At 67.4% G+C, this 17613-nt stretch carries 13 protein-coding genes; all 13 read left to right on the top strand.

Annotated elements, in window-relative coordinates; all coding sequences use genetic code 11:
* Positions 1-74: 74 nt before the first annotated feature.
* Positions 75-1160: a type VI secretion system protein TssA gene (gene tssA, locus AC07XP_RS13390; RefSeq protein ID WP_495264940.1), complete on the top strand. Its 1086-nt coding sequence runs from the start codon at positions 75-77 to the stop codon at positions 1158-1160.
* An 85-nt stretch (positions 1161-1245) separates the two neighbouring features.
* Entirely contained in the window at positions 1246-1815 is a 570-nt protein-coding gene (gene tssB, locus AC07XP_RS13385; RefSeq protein ID WP_062473966.1) for a type VI secretion system contractile sheath small subunit, read from the top strand.
* On the top strand, positions 1812-3320 hold the full coding sequence (gene tssC, locus AC07XP_RS13380) for a type VI secretion system contractile sheath large subunit (protein ID WP_056583649.1): 1509 nt from the start codon (positions 1812-1814) through the stop codon (positions 3318-3320). The genes tssB and tssC overlap by 4 nt, the downstream gene beginning before the upstream one ends.
* A gap of 51 nt (positions 3321-3371) precedes the next feature.
* A complete protein-coding gene (locus AC07XP_RS13375) occupies positions 3372-3854 on the top strand; it encodes an Hcp family type VI secretion system effector (protein WP_062473964.1) in 483 nt (160 codons plus the stop codon).
* A gap of 140 nt (positions 3855-3994) precedes the next feature.
* The gene (locus AC07XP_RS13370; protein ID WP_495264939.1) at positions 3995-4867 is read left to right on the top strand and encodes a type VI secretion system accessory protein TagJ; all 873 of its coding nucleotides are present in this window, start codon (positions 3995-3997) and stop codon (positions 4865-4867) included.
* On the top strand, positions 4864-5409 hold the full coding sequence (gene tssE / locus AC07XP_RS13365; RefSeq protein WP_062473960.1) for a type VI secretion system baseplate subunit TssE: 546 nt from the start codon (positions 4864-4866) through the stop codon (positions 5407-5409). Before AC07XP_RS13370 ends, tssE begins: the two co-directional genes overlap by 4 nt.
* Positions 5409-7280 carry a type VI secretion system baseplate subunit TssF gene (tssF, locus tag AC07XP_RS13360; protein WP_159273457.1) on the top strand — a complete coding sequence of 624 codons (1872 nt, stop codon included), beginning with the start codon at positions 5409-5411 and terminating at the stop codon, positions 7278-7280. The genes tssE and tssF overlap by 1 nt, the downstream gene beginning before the upstream one ends.
* A complete protein-coding gene (tssG, locus tag AC07XP_RS13355) occupies positions 7277-8437 on the top strand; it encodes a type VI secretion system baseplate subunit TssG (protein ID WP_495264938.1) in 1161 nt (386 codons plus the stop codon). Before tssF ends, tssG begins: the two co-directional genes overlap by 4 nt.
* The gene (gene tssH, locus AC07XP_RS13350) at positions 8434-11139 is read left to right on the top strand and encodes a type VI secretion system ATPase TssH (RefSeq protein WP_495264937.1); all 2706 of its coding nucleotides are present in this window, start codon (positions 8434-8436) and stop codon (positions 11137-11139) included. The genes tssG and tssH overlap by 4 nt, the downstream gene beginning before the upstream one ends.
* A gap of 17 nt (positions 11140-11156) precedes the next feature.
* A complete protein-coding gene (locus AC07XP_RS13345) occupies positions 11157-13547 on the top strand; it encodes a type VI secretion system Vgr family protein (protein ID WP_495264936.1) in 2391 nt (796 codons plus the stop codon).
* A gap of 17 nt (positions 13548-13564) precedes the next feature.
* Complete coding sequence (locus AC07XP_RS13340; RefSeq protein ID WP_492731393.1) at positions 13565-13987, top strand: hypothetical protein; 423 nt, start codon at positions 13565-13567, stop codon at positions 13985-13987.
* Positions 13988-13998: 11 nt separating this feature from the next.
* Positions 13999-16518 (top strand): DUF2169 family type VI secretion system accessory protein, encoded by a 2520-nt coding sequence (locus AC07XP_RS13335; RefSeq protein WP_495264935.1) that lies wholly within the window; start codon positions 13999-14001, stop codon positions 16516-16518.
* Positions 16515-17564 carry a pentapeptide repeat-containing protein gene (locus tag AC07XP_RS13330; RefSeq protein ID WP_495264934.1) on the top strand — a complete coding sequence of 350 codons (1050 nt, stop codon included), beginning with the start codon at positions 16515-16517 and terminating at the stop codon, positions 17562-17564. The genes AC07XP_RS13335 and AC07XP_RS13330 overlap by 4 nt, the downstream gene beginning before the upstream one ends.
* The last annotated feature ends 49 nt before the right edge of the window (positions 17565-17613 follow it).

Here is a 17613-nt window from a genome sequence, read left to right as displayed (position 1 = left end):
GTTGCGGTTGACCATGCCTCTTCTTACCCTCAAGATGACTACCATCGCGAGTGGATAAATCAAGGGAGTCGTGGTTGCTGCCGAATGAGATCGATCTGTTGCAGACGCCCGTCGAGGGCCCGCTTCCCTGTGGTGAAGATCTGGAATACGACGCCGATTTCATGGCGCTCCAACAGGCGGCCACGGGCAAGCGCGAGCAGCAGTTCGGCGACACCATCATTCCCGCCGAGCCGCCCGACTGGGCGCGCGTAGACCGCATCGCACGACAGCTGTGCGTGCGCACGCGCGACCTGCGCGTGCTGGTGCCGCTCACGCTCGCATGGACCGAAAGCCGCGGCCTGCCGGGCTATGTCGACGGGCTGCGGCAGGTCGACGCGGTGCTGCAGGCTTTCTGGAACGACGTGCATCCGCGCGTCGTCGATGGCACGAACGAAGACCCGCTGCCGCGCATGAATGCGCTGGCCGCACTGGCCGAAGCCGAAGGGCTCGGACGCAGCGTGCGCGATGCGCGGCTGCTCGAAGACGGTGGCACGGCGATGAGCCTGCGGCAGGTCGAGGCGCTGCTCGATTCGAGCAAGAGCGACCAGGTGGACTACCCCGGCGGCGTCGGCCGCCTGCGCGAGGCCGCACGCCGCGCACACGACAAGGCCGCGGCGCCGGTCGTGGCCCTGCGTGAGGCTTTGGCACTGCTGCAGCGCATCCGCGAGACCTGCGAGCGCGCGCTGGGCCAGAGTTGGGCGCCTGATTTTTCAAGGCTCGAACGGTCGCTGCGCACCGTGGGCCAGTTGCTGCCGGAGCAGCCGCACAACGAGGTGCCGCAGGCGTCGGCAGTGGGCCGTGCAGAAGACACAAGCGGTGCGGCGCAGGTGCACGCACCCGCAGCGCACGTTGCAGCGGCCACGCAGGCTGCAGTGCGTCCGCTGCGTATTCAAGAGATTGAAATATCGGCTCGTGAAGATGTGCAAGTGTTGTTGGAAAAAGCATGCGAGTTCCTGGAACGAACGGAACCGAGCCATCCGGCGCCCATGCTGATCCGCAGGGCCCAGCGGCTGATGGACCTCAACTTCTTCCAGATCATCGAAGAGCTCGTGCCCGAGGGATTGCAAAAGATAGAAAGCCTTGCCGGCCGCCCGTTGAACGGCGACGCCGCATTGCCCTAGCGGCCGTTGCTGCCGGCGAGCAGGAACAACGCGCCGGCACCGGTCGACCGGTACGACCCATGCATTCAGTTTCAAGAGGACGCTTATGGCAGACAACCGTGTCAGGAACAGTGGTCAGAAGTTCATCGCGCGCAACCGGGCGCCGCGCGTGCAGATCGAGTACGACGTCGAGATCTACGGCAGCGAACGCAAGATCCAGCTGCCCTTCGTGATGGGCGTCATCGCCGACCTCGCGGGCAAGCAGACCGACCCCATGCCCGACCTCGCGGAGCGCGAGTTCATGGCGGTGGACATCGACAACTTCGACGAGCGCATGAAGTCCATCAAGCCGCGCGTCGCGTTCCAGGTGCCCAACACGCTCACCGGCGAAGGCCAGATGAACGTGGACATCACCTTCGACAGCATGGACGACTTCTCGCCCGCGCGCATCGCGCGCCAGGTCGACGCGCTGCAGCAGCTGCTCGAGGCGCGCACCGAGCTGTCGAACCTGCTCTCGTACATGGACGGCAAGAACGGCGCCGAGCAACTCATCGCGCAGGCGCTGCAGAACCCGGCGCTGCTCAAGTCGCTGGCGTCCGCGCCCAACCCCGCGGTCGCGCAGGCGGCCGCCGATGCCGCAGCAGCCAAGCAAGCCGACGACAGGACCGCACCATGAGCACCGCATCCCAGCAAGGCGCACGCGCCCGCACCGCCACCGTCGAAGCGCTCGAGCCCAACGAGTTCTCCGACCTCCTGCAGCGCGAGTTCAAGCCCAAGACCGAGCAGGCGCGCGAGGCGGTGGAGAACGCCGTCAAGACGTTGGCCGTGCAGGCGCTCGAGAACACCGTCACCATCTCGAACGACGCCTACCGCAGCGTGCAGGCCATCATCACGGAGATCGACCGCAAGCTGTCGGAGCAGATCAACCAGATCCTGCACCACGAAGACTTCCAGCAGCTCGAAGGTGCATGGCGCGGCCTGCACTACCTCGTGAACAACACCGAGACCGACGAGCAGCTGAAGATCCGCGTCATGTGCGCGTCGAAGCGCGAAGTGGCGCGCTCGCTCAAGCGCCACAAGGGCATCGGCTGGGACCAGAGCCCGATGTTCAAGAAGATCTACGAAGCGGAGTACGGCCAGTTCGGCGGCGAGCCCTTCGGTGCGCTGATCGGCGACTTCCACTTCGACCACAGCCCGCCCGACGTCGAGATGCTCGGCGAGATGGCCAAGATCGCCGCTGCCGCGCACTGCCCCTTCATCGCCGGCGCCTCGCCCACCGTGATGCAGATGGACTCGTGGCAGGAGCTGTCGAACCCGCGCGACCTCACCAAGATCTTCCAGAACACCGAGCACACCGCGTGGCGCTCGCTGCGCGATTCGGAAGACGCGCGCTACATCGGCCTGGCCATGCCGCGCTTCCTGGCGCGCCTGCCCTACGGTGCGCGCACCAACCCGGTCGACGAGTTCGAGTTCGAGGAAGAAACCGACTCGGCGCTGCACACGCGCTACACCTGGGCCAACTCGGCCTATGCGATGGGCGTGAACATCAACCGCTCGTTCAAGCAGTTCGGCTGGTGCACGTCGATCCGCGGCGTGGAGTCGGGCGGCGCGGTCGAGAACCTGCCCACCCACACCTTTCCCACCGACGACGGCGGCGTGGACATGAAGTGCCCGACCGAGATCGCCATCAGCGACCGGCGCGAGGCCGAGCTCGCCAAGAACGGCTTCATGCCGCTGGTGCACCGCAAGAACTCCGACTTCGCGGCCTTCATCGGCGCGCAGTCTTTGCAGCAGCCGGCCGAGTACTACGACGCCGATGCCACGGCCAACGCCAACCTGGCGGCGCGCCTGCCGTACCTGTTCGCGTGCTGCCGCTTCGCGCACTACCTGAAGTGCATCGTGCGCGACAAGATCGGTTCGTTCCGCGAGCGCGAGGACATGGAGCGCTGGCTCAACGACTGGATCATGAACTACGTCGACGGCAGCCCCGGCACCTCGTCGCAGGACACGAAGGCGATGAAGCCGCTGGCGGCGGCCGAGGTCCAGGTGGAAGCCATCGAGGACAACCCCGGCTACTACGCCGCCAAGTTTTTTCTCCGGCCGCACTACCAGCTCGAGGGGCTGACGGTGTCGTTGCGGCTGGTTTCGAAGCTGCCGTCCAACAAGAAGGACAGCAGCTAATTCCACTGTCCCGCTACCGGGCAATTCATCGATAACTTTTGGGGGTCAATCATGGCAGTAGACATGTTCATGCGCGTCGAGGGTGCAAACGGTGAGTCCAAGGACTCCAACCACAAGGACTGGACCGACATCAAGTCGTTTGCATGGGGAGCGACGCAGCCTGGCAACATGGTCAGCGGCGGTGGCGGCGGCGTGGGCAAGGCCAGCTTCAACGACCTGCAGGTGCTCGCGCGCATCGACAAGGCGGCGCCTTCCGTGCTGAAGAACTGCGCGAGCGGCAAGCACCTGAGCAAGGTCGAAGTGGCCGTGTGCAAGGCCGGCGGCTCGCAGATCGAATACACGCGCGTCACGCTCGAAGAAGTGCTCGTCACCTCGGTGCAGTACACGGCCGAGCAGGGCGGCGATGCGGTGCTCGTGCAGTACGCCTTCCAGGCCGCGAAGGTGAAACAGCAGTACTGGGAACAGACCGACAAGGGCGGCAAGGGCGCCGAGACGGTGCTGGGCTGGAACATCAAGGAAAACAAGGAAGCCTGATTTCCTTGTTGCGCGGCGGGGCCGTGGCCTTCGGGGCCATGCCGCCCCCGCCGGCGGTCCACAGCCGTTTGTCTGTCTCCTGCGGCGCCCCTTCGCGGCGCGCCGCCTTTCACCTTTCAGCCAGTCAACGGGGAAGTTTCATGGGCGATGGGTTTGCAGTGCTGGGCGAGCGCTCCGTGGCCGAGCACACCGAATGGGTACAGCGGCAGATCCGCGCCAGTCCCCAGAATGCCGGCCTGCGCCTTGCCCTGTGCCACTTCCTCGCGCTGCGCGGCGAATGGCAGCGGGCCGAAGACCAGCTCAAGCTCGCGACCAAGCTCGACCCCACGTTCACGCCCGCCAGCGTCACCTGCGCGATGGCCCTGCGGGGCGAACGCGAGCGCACCGACTTCTGGGCCGGCGGCGGACGCACGCCGGCCATCGTCTCGGGCAATGCCGACTGGGTCGAGCAACTGCTCGGCGCCGCCGTGTTGCCCGCCGAACGTGCCGACGAGGCTGCGGCACTGCGCGAGGCCGCGCGTGACGCGGCGCCCGCGCTGCAGGGCACGCTGACCACCGTCGACCGCTCCGACGCGCGGGCCGTGCAGGCGCTCGACGGTGAGCCCGCGGCGCACAGCGACTTCGCCTGGCTGTGCGACGGCGACGCGCGCATCGGCGCCGTGCTCGAACTGTTCACGCCCTCGGGCTATGCGTGGCTGCCGCTGCCGGCGGTGCGCCGCATCAAGTTCTCGCGCCCGCAGCATCTGGTCGACCTGCTGTGGGCGCCGGCCGAGATCGAGCTGCACGACGGCCGCGGCCTCAACGGCCTCGTGCCCGTGCGCTACCCGGGCGCGCTCGACAGCCTCGACGACGAGACCGCGCTGGGCCGCCGCACCGACTGGCAGCCGCTCGCGGGCGACGACCAATTCGCGGGCATCGGCCAGCGCACGCTGATCAGCGAGGCCGGTGACCATTCGCTGCTCGACCTGCGGCGCATCGAGTTCGCCGCAGCGACGGAAGGCGCGGTCCCGTGACCCCCGCCGTCACCACCGACATCGACGGCGACGCCCAGGAAAGCGTCGCGCGCGACCGCCTGCAGCCCGTGCTGCTCGACCGCCTCACCGACAAGGCGCCGCAGAACGGCCAGGAGCGCGCGGGCGCCTTCCTCATGAGCGGCAAGCTGCTGCGCGACTCGGTGCTGCGCGACCTGCAGTGGCTGCTCAACACCACCAACTTCGGCGCCGACCACCGCATCAACGGCATGCCGCGCGCCCGCGGCTCGGTGGTGAACTACGGCGTGCGCGGCTGGGCCGGCGGGCGCATGTCGGAGGTCGACTTCGCCGACGTCGAAGCGGCCATCCGCGCGGCCATCATCGACTTCGAGCCACGCATCATGAAGGACAGCATCGACGTGCGCTGCGTGACCGATGCGACCGACCTGGAGCACCACAACCTGCTCGCGCTGGAGATCCGCGGCACGCTGTGGTCGGTGCCGTACCCGATCGAATTCATCCTGCGTTCGGAGCTGGACCTTGAAAGCGGGCACATGGTGCTGCGGCCGACAGGAGGGCTGTGATGGACGCCAAGCTCCTCGACTACTACAACCGCGAACTCACCTACATGCACGAGCTCGGGGCCGAGTTCGCGCAGCGCTACCCCAAGATCGCGGGTCGCCTGGGCATGCGCGGCATCGAGGTCAGCGACCCGTACGTGGAGCGCCTGCTCGAAGGCTTCAGCTTTCTCACGGCGCGCATCCAGCTCAAGATGGACGCGGAGTTTCCGCGCTTCTCGCAGCGTCTGCTCGAGGTGGTGTACCCCAACTTCCTCGCGCCGCTGCCCGCCATGGCCGTGGTGCAGATCGACGGCAACCTCAACGAAGGCTCGCTGAAGGCGGGCTACGAGCTGCCGCGCCACACGCTGTTGCGTGGCCGCATGATCAAGGGCGAGCAGACGGCCTGCGAGTTTCGCACGGGCCACGCCGTCACGCTGTGGCCCATCAAGATTGCCGAGGCGAGCCTGGGCCCGGTGCCGGCCGAGATCGCGCATGCGCTGCCGATGGCGGCGCGCCAGGCCAAGAGCGCGATCACGATCAAGCTCGAGGCCGTGGGCGGCGCGCGCTTTGCCGAGATGCCGCTGGATCGGCTCGAGTTCTTTCTCTCGGGCGCCGAGCTGCATGCGCTGCGCGTGCTCGAACTGGTGGCCCACCACAGCGTGGCCACCGTGTGCCGTGCCGGCCCCGGCAGCACGGCGCGCATCGTGCCGCTGGGCGACGAGGCGATCCGCCACGAGGGCTTCGACCCCGAGCAGTCGCTGCTGCCCTACGACGCGCGCTCGTTCCAGGGCTATCGCCTGCTGCACGAGTACTTCGCCTTTCCCGAGCGCTACCTGTTCTTCAGCGTGAAGCACCTGCGCGCGGCGGCCTCGGCCATCGGCGGCACCACGATGGAGATCGTGATCCTGCTCGACCGCGCCGACGCCGACCTGGAGCGGCTGGTCGACGCCAGGCACTTCTCGCTGTTCTGCACCCCCATCATCAACCTCGTGCCGCGCCGCAGCGACCGCATCCCGGTCGGGCCGGGCCAGCACGAGCACCACGCGGTGATCGACCGCACGCGCCCGCGCGACTTCGAGATCTTCACCGTGGAGCGCGTCACGGGCCACATGGCCAACGGCTCCGAAGAGCGCGAGTTCCGGCCCTTCCTCGGTTCGTTCGCGTCCGACGACGGCGACTTCGGCGCCTACTTCTCGCTGCGCCGCGAGCCGCGCCTGGTGTCCGACCGCGCACGCGCGCAGGGCACGCGCACCAGCTACACCGGCAGCGAGGTGTACGTGTCGCTGGTCGACCAGCACGACGCGCCGTTCCCGCACAGCCTGCGCCACATCACCATCGACGCGCTGTGCACCAACCGCGACCTGCCGCTGCTGCTGCCCACCGGGCTCGAATCGGACTTCACGCTGCGCGTGTCGGCGCCGGTGCGCGGCGTGCGCATCCTGCGTGGGCCGTCGCGGCCGTACCCGGCGCTGGCCGAGGGCGCGCTCACCTGGCGCCTCATCAGCCACCTGGGCCTGAACTACCTGAGCCTGACCGACGTCGATGCCACCCAGGGCGCCGCCGCGCTGCGCGAGATGCTCGACCTGTACGGCAACCTCGCCGACCCGGCCGTGCGCCGGCAGATCCAGGGCGTGCGCTCGATGGCGCTGGCGCCGGTGTTCCGCCGCCTGCCCGAGCCGGGCCCGATCGTGTTCGGACGCGGCGTGGAGATTGCGCTGCAGATCGACGAGGTCGCGTTCTCGGGCACGAGCCCGTACCTGTTCGGCGCCGTGCTGGAGCAGTTCTTCAGCCGGCACGTGTCGCTCAACGCCTTCACCGAGTTCGCGCTGTCCAGCCTGCAGCGCGGCGAAATTGCGCGCTGGACCCCGCGCGTGGGACGCCGCCCCACCGTATGAGCACGACCGGCCTCACCGACGACGCCATGCTGCAGGTGCTGCCGGCAGAGGCCGAGGTGCGCGAAGAAGCGGCCGTCGATGCGCGCAGCCCCACCCACACCAAGGCGAAATCCGCACCGCGCCGCGGCGTGCCCGAGGCCGACCCCGCGCTGTGGGCCCGGCTCGTCGAGCAGCCCTTCGAGCACGACCTGTTCATGCTGCTGCGCCGGCTCGACGCGCAGGGCGACCATCCGCTGCTGGGCCGTGCGCCGCGCCCGCGCGACGAGCCGCTGCGGCTGGGGCAGGAGCCCTCGATGGCCTTCGCGCCGTCGAACGTGTCGGGCGTCGAGGTCGACGAAGACGGCGCGCCGCGCATCTCGATCTACGGCTTCGGCCTCTTCGGCCCCAACGGCCCGCTGCCGCTGCACCTGACCGAGTACGCGCGCGAGCGCAAGCGCCACCATGCCGACAACACGCTCAGCGCGTTCGCCGACCTGTTCCACCACCGGCTGATCCTGCTGTTCTACCGCGCCTGGGCCGACGCGCAGTCGGTCAACAGCCTGGACCGCACCGACGGCCACCGCTTTGTCGACTACGTGGCCAGCCTCATGAACATGGGGCAGCCCGGCCTGAAGGCGCGCGACCGCATCGCCGACCATGCGCGCACCCACATGGCGGGGCACCTGGTGCGCCAGACCCGCAACCCCGAAGGGCTCATCCAGATTCTTCGCCTGTACTTCGACGTGCCCGTGCGCGTGGTCGAGTTCGTGAGCGACTGGGTGCACATCGACGAGCGCCAGGTCAGCCGCATCGGCCAGCTCGGGCGCAACCACCGGCTCGGCAGCGGCGCGACCATCGGCCTGGCGGTGCGCGACGCGCAGGGCAAGTTCCGCCTCGAACTCGGCCCGCTGTCGCAGCAGCAGTTCCGCGAGTTCCTGCCGGGCAGCCCGCGGCTGCAGCAGGTGGTCGACTGGGTGCGCCAGTACGTCGGCATCGAATTCGCCTGGGAGCTGCGGCTGGTGCTCAGCAAGCCCGAGGCGCGCGGCATGCGGCTGAGCAGCGACCAGCGCCTGGGCTGGGGCAGCTGGCTCGGCACCCGCCTGTCCGACACCGACGCCGGCGACATGGTGTTCCAGCCCGAGGCGCTCTTTTCCCGCAACGCACCGGCTTCTTCATGACCGACATCCGCCGCGTTTCTCTTTTCTCCAAGTTGAATCCGATGCTCTACAAGGCATTGGAGACCGCCACGGCCTTCGCCAAGCTGCGCGGCAATGCCTACGTGGAGCTCGTGCACTGGCTGCACCAGATCCTGCAGCTGCAGGACAGCGACCTGCTGCGCATCATCAAGCGCGCCGGGCTCAACCTCGACGCGGTCGAACAGGACCTCGTGCGCGCGCTCGACCGCCTGCCGCACGGCGCCACGTCGATCAGCGACATCTCCGAGCACGTCGACCATGCGGTGGAGCGCGCCTGGGTCTATGCAAGTCTTCGCTTCGAAGCCACGTCGATCCGCGGCGCCTACCTGCTCGCGGGCATCGTGAAGACACCGGGCCTGCGCCAGGTGCTCTCGGGCATCTCGCGCGAGTTCGACAAGCTCGTGCCCGACGTGCTGGTCGCGCAACTCGCGGCGTGGACCGAAGGCTCGCCGGAAGACGACTACGACGCCGCGTCGGAGGCGGGCGGTGGCGCACCGGTGGCGCAGCACCAGGGCGATGCCCCCGCCGCCGGCGGCTCGGCCTTGGCCAAGTACGCGAGCGACCTCACGGCCAAGGCGCGCGCGGGCGAACTCGACCCGGTGTACGGCCGCGACGACGAGATCCGCCAGATCGTCGACATCCTCATGCGCCGCCGCCAGAACAACCCGCTGCTCACCGGCGAGGCCGGCGTCGGCAAGACGGCCGTGGTCGAAGGCCTGGCCTCGCGCCTGGCTGCGGGCGACGTGCCGCCTTCGCTGAAGGACGTGTCGCTGTGGGTGCTCGACCCCACGCTGCTGCAGGCCGGCGCGGGCGTGAAGGGCGAGTTCGAACAGCGCTTGCGGCAGGTGATCGACGAGGTCGAGAAAAGCCCCAAGCCCATCGTGCTGTTCGTCGACGAAGTGCACACGCTGGTCGGTGCGGGCGGCACCGCCGGCACCGGCGATGCGGCCAACCTGCTCAAGCCCGCGCTCGCGCGCGGCCGGCTGCGCACCATCGGTGCCACGACGTGGTCGGAGTACAAGAAGTACATCGAGAAAGACCCGGCGCTCACGCGGCGCTTCCAGACCATCCAGGTGCACGAGCCCACCGAGCCCAAGGCCGTGGTCATGCTGCGCGGCATCTCGGCCGAGCTGGAAAAACACCACGGCGTGCTCATCCTCGACGCCGCGCTCGAAGCGGCCGTGAGCCTGTCGCACCGCTACATTCCCGCGCGCCAGCTGCCCGACAAGGCCGTGAGCCTGCTCGACACCGCGTGTGCGCGCGTGGCGCTGAGCCAGCATGCGCTGCCGGCGGCGCTCGAAGATCTGAAGCGGCGCATCGAGGTGCTGGGCATCGAGTCGGGCATTGCGGGGCGCGAGGCGGCGATCGGGGTCGGCGAGCACCAGCGCGTGGAAGACATCGCGGTGCAGGTGGCTGCCGCGCAGGCTGAACTCGAACTGCTGGAGCAGCGGCGCGTGGAAGAGGCGGCGCTGGTCGAGCGCATCGTCGCGCTGCGCAAGCTGCTGTCGCCTGCGGCGGTGCCGGTGCAATCTGAAGCGGAAGATGACCGCGAAGAAGAGCCGCCTGCCGAGCCTGAAAGAACACCCGAAGCCATCCGCGCCGAACTCGACGAAGCGCAAGACCAGCTCGTGCAGCTGCAGGGCGAGACACCGCTCATCCTCGCGGCCGTCGATGCACAGGCCGTCGCCACCGTGGTGGCCGACTGGACCGGCATTCCCATCGGCCGCATGGTGCGCGACGACGCGCAGTCGGTGCTGCGCCTGGGCGAGATTTTGTCGGCCCGCGTGGTCGCGCAGCCCGATGCGCTGGAGACCATTTCGCGGCGCATCCGCACCGCGCGTGCGCGGCTGGACAACCCGAACAAGCCCGTCGGCGTGTTCCTGCTGTGCGGTCCTTCGGGCGTGGGCAAGACCGAGACCGCGCTTGCGCTCTCGGAGGCGCTGTACGGCGGCGAGCAGAACCTCGTCACCATCAACATGAGCGAGTTCCAGGAATCGCACACCGTCTCCACGCTCAAGGGCGCGCCGCCCGGCTATGTGGGCTACGGCGAAGGCGGCGTGCTCACCGAGGCCGTGCGCCGGCGGCCCTACAGCGTGGTGCTGCTCGACGAGATCGAGAAGGCGCACCCCGACGTGCACGAGATCTTCTTCCAGGTCTTCGACAAGGGCTGGATGGAAGACGGCGAAGGCCGGCACATCGACTTTCGCAACACCGTGATCATCATGACGTCGAACGTCGGCACCGACCTCGTCATGCAGCTGTGCGAAGACCCGACGTTGCGCCCCGACCCCGAGCCGCTGGCCGCCGCGCTGCGCGAGCCGCTGCTGAAGGTGTTCGCGCCCGCGCTGCTCGGGCGCCTGGTGGTCGTGCCTTACTACCCGCTGCAGGCCGATGCGCTGCACCGGATCATTCGCCTGCAGCTGGACCGCATCGCGGCGCGGCTGCAGGCCAACCACGGCATTGCATTGGCTTACAACGACAGCGCCGTCGCGCTTGTCGCACGCCGCTGCACGGCCATAGAGTCGGGTGGCCGGATGATCGACGCGATCCTCACGCACACCATCCTGCCCCGGCTGAGCGAGGAAGTCATCGGCGCCACCGTCAGTGCGCGCAAGCTCGCCGGCGTGCAGCTGGGCGCGGCGGGCGACGACTTCCAGTATGAATTTTCAGAACGCCCCGCGTAGACACCAGGGAGAGCCGCATGGACAGAGTCGTCAAAGCCCACACCCCGCTCGGAGAAGAACAGCTGCTGTTCCGCTCGATGCACGGCAGCGAAGGGCTGTCGCAGCTGTTCGAGTTCGAGGTCGACCTGCTGAGCCCGAACACCTCGGTCGACATGAAGGGCCTGCTCGGCAAGCCGCTCGCGCTGGAGATCCAGACCCTGAGCGGCACGCCGCGCTACCTCAACGGCCAGATCACGCGCTTCACCATGATCGGGCGCGAGGGCGGCTCCTCGCGCTACACCGTGTACCGCGCCTCGGTGCGGCCGTGGCTGTGGTACCTCACGCGCACCAGCGACTGCAAGATCTTCCAGAACAAGTCGGTGGTCGAGATTCTTGAAGACGTGCTGGGCGAGTACGGCTTCGCCTTCGAGAAGAAGCTCAGTGCCTCGTACCGCCAGTGGGAGTACTGCGTGCAGTACCAGGAGACCGACTTCGCCTTCGTGAGCCGGCTCATGGAGCACGAGGGCATCTACTACTACTTCAAGCACGACAAGAACCAGCACACGCTGGTGCTGGCCGACGACATGAGCGCGCACGAGACGCTGCCCGGCTACCCGAAGATCGGCTACCTCGCGAGCGACCGCGCCACCGACCCCGGCCGCGAAGTGATCGACCAGTGGGAGGTCACCGAGGAGATCCGCCCTGGCACCTACGTGGTCGACGACTTCGACTTCAAGAAGCCCAGGGCCGACCTGCTCAACACGCGCAGCCAGCCGCGCGGCAACGACCACGGCCGCTACGAGATGTACGAGTGGATGGGCGGCTACAGCGACGCGGGGCAGGGCGAGCACTACGCGCGCATCCGTCTCGAGGAGGCGCAGGCCCAGGCCGAGGTCGACACCGGCCACACCAACGTGCGCGGCATGGCGCCCGGCTACCGCTTCACCATGCAGAACGCACCGCGCAACGAGGACAACCGCGAGTACCTCGTCGTCTCGGTGATGTACAGCCTGCGCGAAGGCGGCTACGCCAGCGGCGGCATGCCGGGCGAGTACAGCTTTCACTTCGGCGTGCAGCCCACCTCGTTCCCCTTTCGCGCCCGCCGCATCACGCGCGTGCCGAGCACCCAGGGCCCGCAGACCGCCACCGTGGTCGGCCCGCCCGGCGAGGACATCTGGATCGACAAGTACGGCCGCGTGAAGGTGCAATTCCGCTGGGACCGCTACGGCCAGCGCAACGAAGACAGCTCGTGCTGGGTGCGCGTGTCCAGCGCGTGGGCCGGCTCCAACTTCGGCGCTGTGAACCATCCGCGCGTGGGGCAGGAGGTGATCGTCGATTTCATTGCCGGCTGCCCCGACCGGCCGATCATCATCGGGCGCGTCTACAACGCCGACCAGATGCCGCCGCTGGAACTGCCGGCCAAGGCGACGGTCAGCGGCTTCATCAGCCGCACGATCAAGGGTGATGGCGAGCTGGCCAACCACTTCGTGATCGACGACGACCCGGGGTGCGAGTCGATCAAGATCCATGCGCAGAAGGACTTCACGCTCGAGGTGGAGAACAACGAGATGCACACGGTGGAGGGCGAGCGCACCACCTTCATCGACGGGGCCGACAAGTACACGGGCGACACTTCGCTGGACGAGACCATCAACGGCCCGCACACCCTGACGGTGAACAAGGGCGGGCCGCAGAAGATCACCGTCAACGGGGGTGACCAGTTCATCAAGGTGGACGGCGGCAACCAGCAGGTCGATGTCATCGGCAACCAGACCATCCACGTGACCGGCAAGCGGCACGACACGGTGGACACGGGCGAAGACCGGTTCATCAAACCCCACCTGAATGAAACGGTCACCGGGACGAAGGACCTCACGGTCACCGAAACGCACACCGAGACGGTGGGCCGCAAGATTCTCAAGACCACCAAAGGCCGGTGGGAGGTGGACGTCGCCATGTTCGCGACCCTGAAGACGGGCGGCTTCTACAAGGCGAACATCAAGGGCAACTACACCGTGGAAACCGAAGGCGGGGACATCACCTTCAGGGCGCCGGGGAAGAACTGGCTGGTCGAAGCTGAAAAGATCACCCACAGCTCCAACCAGAACGAGGTGAAGTACAAGAAGGGTGTGACCACGGACGCGGGCGAGTACGTCAGGACGCACGCGAAGAACGAGATCGTTTCCACCTCCGACGGAAAGGTCGAGTCGCAGGCGCCGGTCATCCATACCTATGCCGATGGCCATTTCATCATGCGTACGCCGTTCAGCATGACGTTCGCGGCCGCCGCCACCAACGTCGGTGTCCTGGCGCTGGACTTCAAGGTGCTTCGCGGTTCGAACGTGGCATTGAACCAGTCGAATGATGCCGTCGCCGCCAAGTCCAACGCGCTTTACACCAAGCTGGCCGGTCTGATTTCCTTTTTCTGAGGCCCCTCGAGATCGCCATGAAACTGACCAGCCTCGGCCTGCTCCTCGTTGCGCTGGCCTTGTTCTTCACGTTCCGTGCGCCCTCTTCGGCGTTCGAGGGCACGTGGCTGACCGTGCTGTTCGGCATGTCGGGCGCCTTCCTGCTGTGTGGCGGCGGCGAGTTGCTGCGAAACCTCGCGATGCGCCTCAGGAAGAGGCGCCTGCGCGCCCGCGCCACGGGCCAGGTGGACAGCATCGAACTGGGGCGAGGGTTGTTCAATGGCCGGGTCCTTGTTTCGCTGGTGGTGTCCTTCGCCGGTGAGGACGGTCTCGTGCGCCGGGTGAAGACCTCGGTGCCGGTGCCGCTCACCAACCTCTCACGCTATGAGAAGGGTCGATCGCTGACCGTGCTTTACGACGCCGGCCACCTGGACCGCGGCGTTCTTGTCGAGCCGATCTGAACGAGTCACCCGTGAAAACAGTCAAACCTTTTCGACTCGCTGTACTGACGCGGCCCTACCGCTGGCAGCGGCGCGACCACCTGGGCGTCACGGTGATGGCCATGAGCACCCTTGGCGATGACGCGCGCGTGGTGCTGGAGCAGGAGCTGTGGAAAAGCACGGCGCAGGAAGTGGGGGCCGGCGCCGTGCTCGACCTCGCCGTGCCCAAGCTGACGCCGGAGGTGCTGGTCAGCGGCTACGCCTACACGAACCACCAGGAAGACAAGTCCAGTTGCGCCGTGAAGCTGCAGGTCGCCGAGCTGCAGAAGTCCCTGACGGTCTTTGGCGACCGGTATTGGCTCGGCGGACGGCCGACGCCGCCGCAGGCCTTCGAGAAGATTCGCATGGATTGGCAACACGCCTACGGCGGGCCTTCCGTGGCGGACAACCCGGTGGGCATGGGCTCGGTCGAAGAGATGGTCAATGGCGTGCACACGAAGCGGCTTGCGCACATCGAAGCGCCGGGTACGCGACCGGTCTCGCCGAAGCAGGCCGTCGCGCCGGTGGGCTTCGGCGCGATCCCGCCAGACTGGCCGCAGCGCATGTCACTGATGGGCACCCAGTATGGCAAGGAGTGGCTGGAGAACGACTTCCCTGGCTTTGCGAAGGACATTGACTGGCGCTGTTTCAATGCGGCACCCGCCGACCAGCGCTGGGAAGGCCGGCAGGAGGTGCCTCCCGGCGCGAGCTACGAACTCTGGAACATGCACCCGGAGCACCCGGTCCTTCGGGGGAACCTTCCGTGCTGGCGGGCGCGCAGCTTCGTTCGGCATACCCCCAGCGGCGGCGACCTGCGCGAAGTGCCGATGCGGCTGACCACGGCCTGGTTCTTCCCGCATCTGGAGCGGGTCGCGCTTCTCTGGCACGGCGTGTTTCCGATCATCGAGGACGATGCCGCCGACATCGAGTTGATCATGGCCGCACTGGAGCGTTCGGAAGACGCGCCGCGGCCGATGGCGCACTACGAATCCGTGCTGAGGCTCCGGCTCGATCCGGAGCGCGGGGCGATCCACGCGCTGCGCGACAGCGACCTGATGCCCAAGGAACTCCTGAGCGACTGGGGCACCGTCCTTCCGGACGTGATGGGCGAGCCGCTGCCCCGCAACATGCGCGCAGGCCAGCTTCGTGACCACGAGCAGCGCCGCGAGCAACTGCGTGCCCAGGGGCTGGACCCCGATCACTACCTGCCGCCGTTGGCCCCGCTGGCCACACTGCCCGACATCGACGACCTGCCCGAATTTCTCGGCAGGCTGGACACGCAGGCGCGCGAAGCGAAGGCACAGATGGAGGCGATCGCCAAGGACCACCTGCCCGAGCAGGCCCGCCCTTTCCCCGAAGCGCAAGCCGACGACGATGGAGAAGGCGAACCGCTGCGGCCCGGGCCCGCACCCGCCGACGGGGTGTCCGCGCTCACGCAGCAGGCGCACCTGCACGGGGCGCATCTGTCGCGGCCGGCGTCGCCTGCGCCATCGTTCCGCTCCGCGAAGTGGCGTCGCCGGCTCGCAGCCGCGGACCCGGCGCAGCGCGACTTCTCACGCCTGAACCTGGCCGGGGTCGACCTGTCCGGGATGGACCTGCGAGGTGCCCGTTTCGTGGGCGCTTCGCTCGAAGACGCGAACCTCCAGGGCGCGCAACTGGACGGCTGCGATTTCTCGCAGGCCGTGCTGGCACGGGCCCAGCTGAGCCACGCATCGATGGCACGCGCCCATCTGTTCCAGGCCAACCTGGGGGGCGCGCGGTGCGAGCACACGGTCTTCGACGGTGCCGCGCTGCACGAAACCAATTGCAGCAAGACGCACTTCGATCACTGCCAGATGGTGGGGGCTTCCTTCGAGCTGACACAGTTCCACGAGGCGGCGTTGCGCCACTGCAATTTCGCAAAGTCGCACTGGCGGCAGGTGGCCTTGATACGACTGGCGCTCGAGGAACTTCGCTTCGACGAGGCATCCTTCAATCAGATGACATGGATCGAATGCCGGCTGCAAGGCGTCTCCTTCGTCGGTGCGCATCTGCTGCGCTGCGGCTTCGTCACGACCGATTGCTCGGCCGCCGTCGATTTTTCGCAGACGAAGATGGAAGGCAGCAGTTTTGCGCATGGCAGCACGCTGGCACATGCCAGGTTCCGGTCCGCCCATTTCAAGGAGTGCGGGCTCAGAACCACGCCGATGGCGCATGCGGACCTGAGCGACGCATGGATCGAGAACAGCGATCTCTCCGAATGTGACCTGAGCCACGCCACGCTGGACCGCATGGTCGGGGGCGACAGCCTGTTCATTCGCGCCATCTTCGCCGGCGCGTCCTTGCGCGAGGCCAATCTGATTGATGCGAATCTGGCCAAGGCCGACCTGCGCGGGGCCGACCTGGCGCGCGCCAACCTGTTTCGGGCCGATGTCTCGCAGACGCGGGTCGACGCGCTCACGCGCACGGAAGGCGCCTATACGCAACATGCCAAGGTCTGGCCGGCGCGGCGGCCGGAGGCACCTGCCGAATGACCCGGGATGAACTGCTCGACAACATCCGGCATGGCGTTCCTGTCAGCAAGGCGGATTGCCGGGGTTGGGACATGAGCGGGCTCGATCTTTCCGGTGCGCTGATCGACCAGGTCGATTTCACCGGTGCGCGCTTGACGGGCGCGAACCTGGCAGGTGGCTCGCTGAGCCATTGCACGCTGAGCGACGTCGACTTGTCGCGCAGCACGCTCAGCGACACCAGGTTCTTGCGGTGCCAGCTGGCCCGGGCGCAGCTGGACGAGGCCCGGTGCGAAGGCACCACCTTCGCGGAGTCGCAACTGCCGCAGGCCAGCTTCGAACAGGCCGTCCTTGAGCGAACCACGTTCTTCCGGTGCGAGCTGGATCAAAGCCGGCTGCGGTCCGAGCAGTTCAGGTATGCGACGTTTGCGGAATGCCGTCTGGCGGGCACCGATTTCTCGGGTGCCGCATTGAATTCGATCACTTTCCATCGTCTCGATCTGGCGAGCGCCTCTTTCGCCGGCGCGCGCTTCGACACCGTGCTCTTCATCGAATGCGACATGACGAACCAGCGCTTCCCTGCACAGCGGTTCGAGCGCTGCGTGTTCACCGACAGCCAGCTGGACAACGTGGATTTCAGCCATGCGATCCTGACGCAGTGCATCTTCAAGGGCGCCTCTCTGCGCAATGCCAGCTTCGTGGCCGCGGACGCGCCCAATGTGCTGTTTCCTGCGGCCGACCTGCGCCATGCGAAGCTGCAGGGCGGACGCTTCGATCGTTCCATCTGGGTCGAGGCCAGGCTCGAAGGCGCGGACCTCAGTGACGCGCATATCCACGAAAGCGTTTTCCATCGGGCTCGATGCACGGGAGCCAGCTTCCGCAATGCCAGCTTGCAGGATGCGGACTTCTCCTACGCCGAACTCACCGATGCCGACCTCCGGGGTGCGCACTTCCTTCGCACGCGGGTGCATCGCACGGCGCAGGACGGGGCCCGTTTTTCGAGGCGAGGTGGCATCATCGAAAGCGATCCGGAATTGCACAAGGCACAGACGTGGTCCAAGGTTCCTTGAGTGACAACGACGAGCCCGCGTTGCATCGCAGGTCTCTCAGCAGATAAAG

The sequence above is a fragment of the Variovorax sp. GW531-E2 genome (assembly GCF_059423125.1).
Note: the sequence above shows the minus strand (reverse complement) of the source record. Positions and strands in the feature narration are given on the sequence as shown.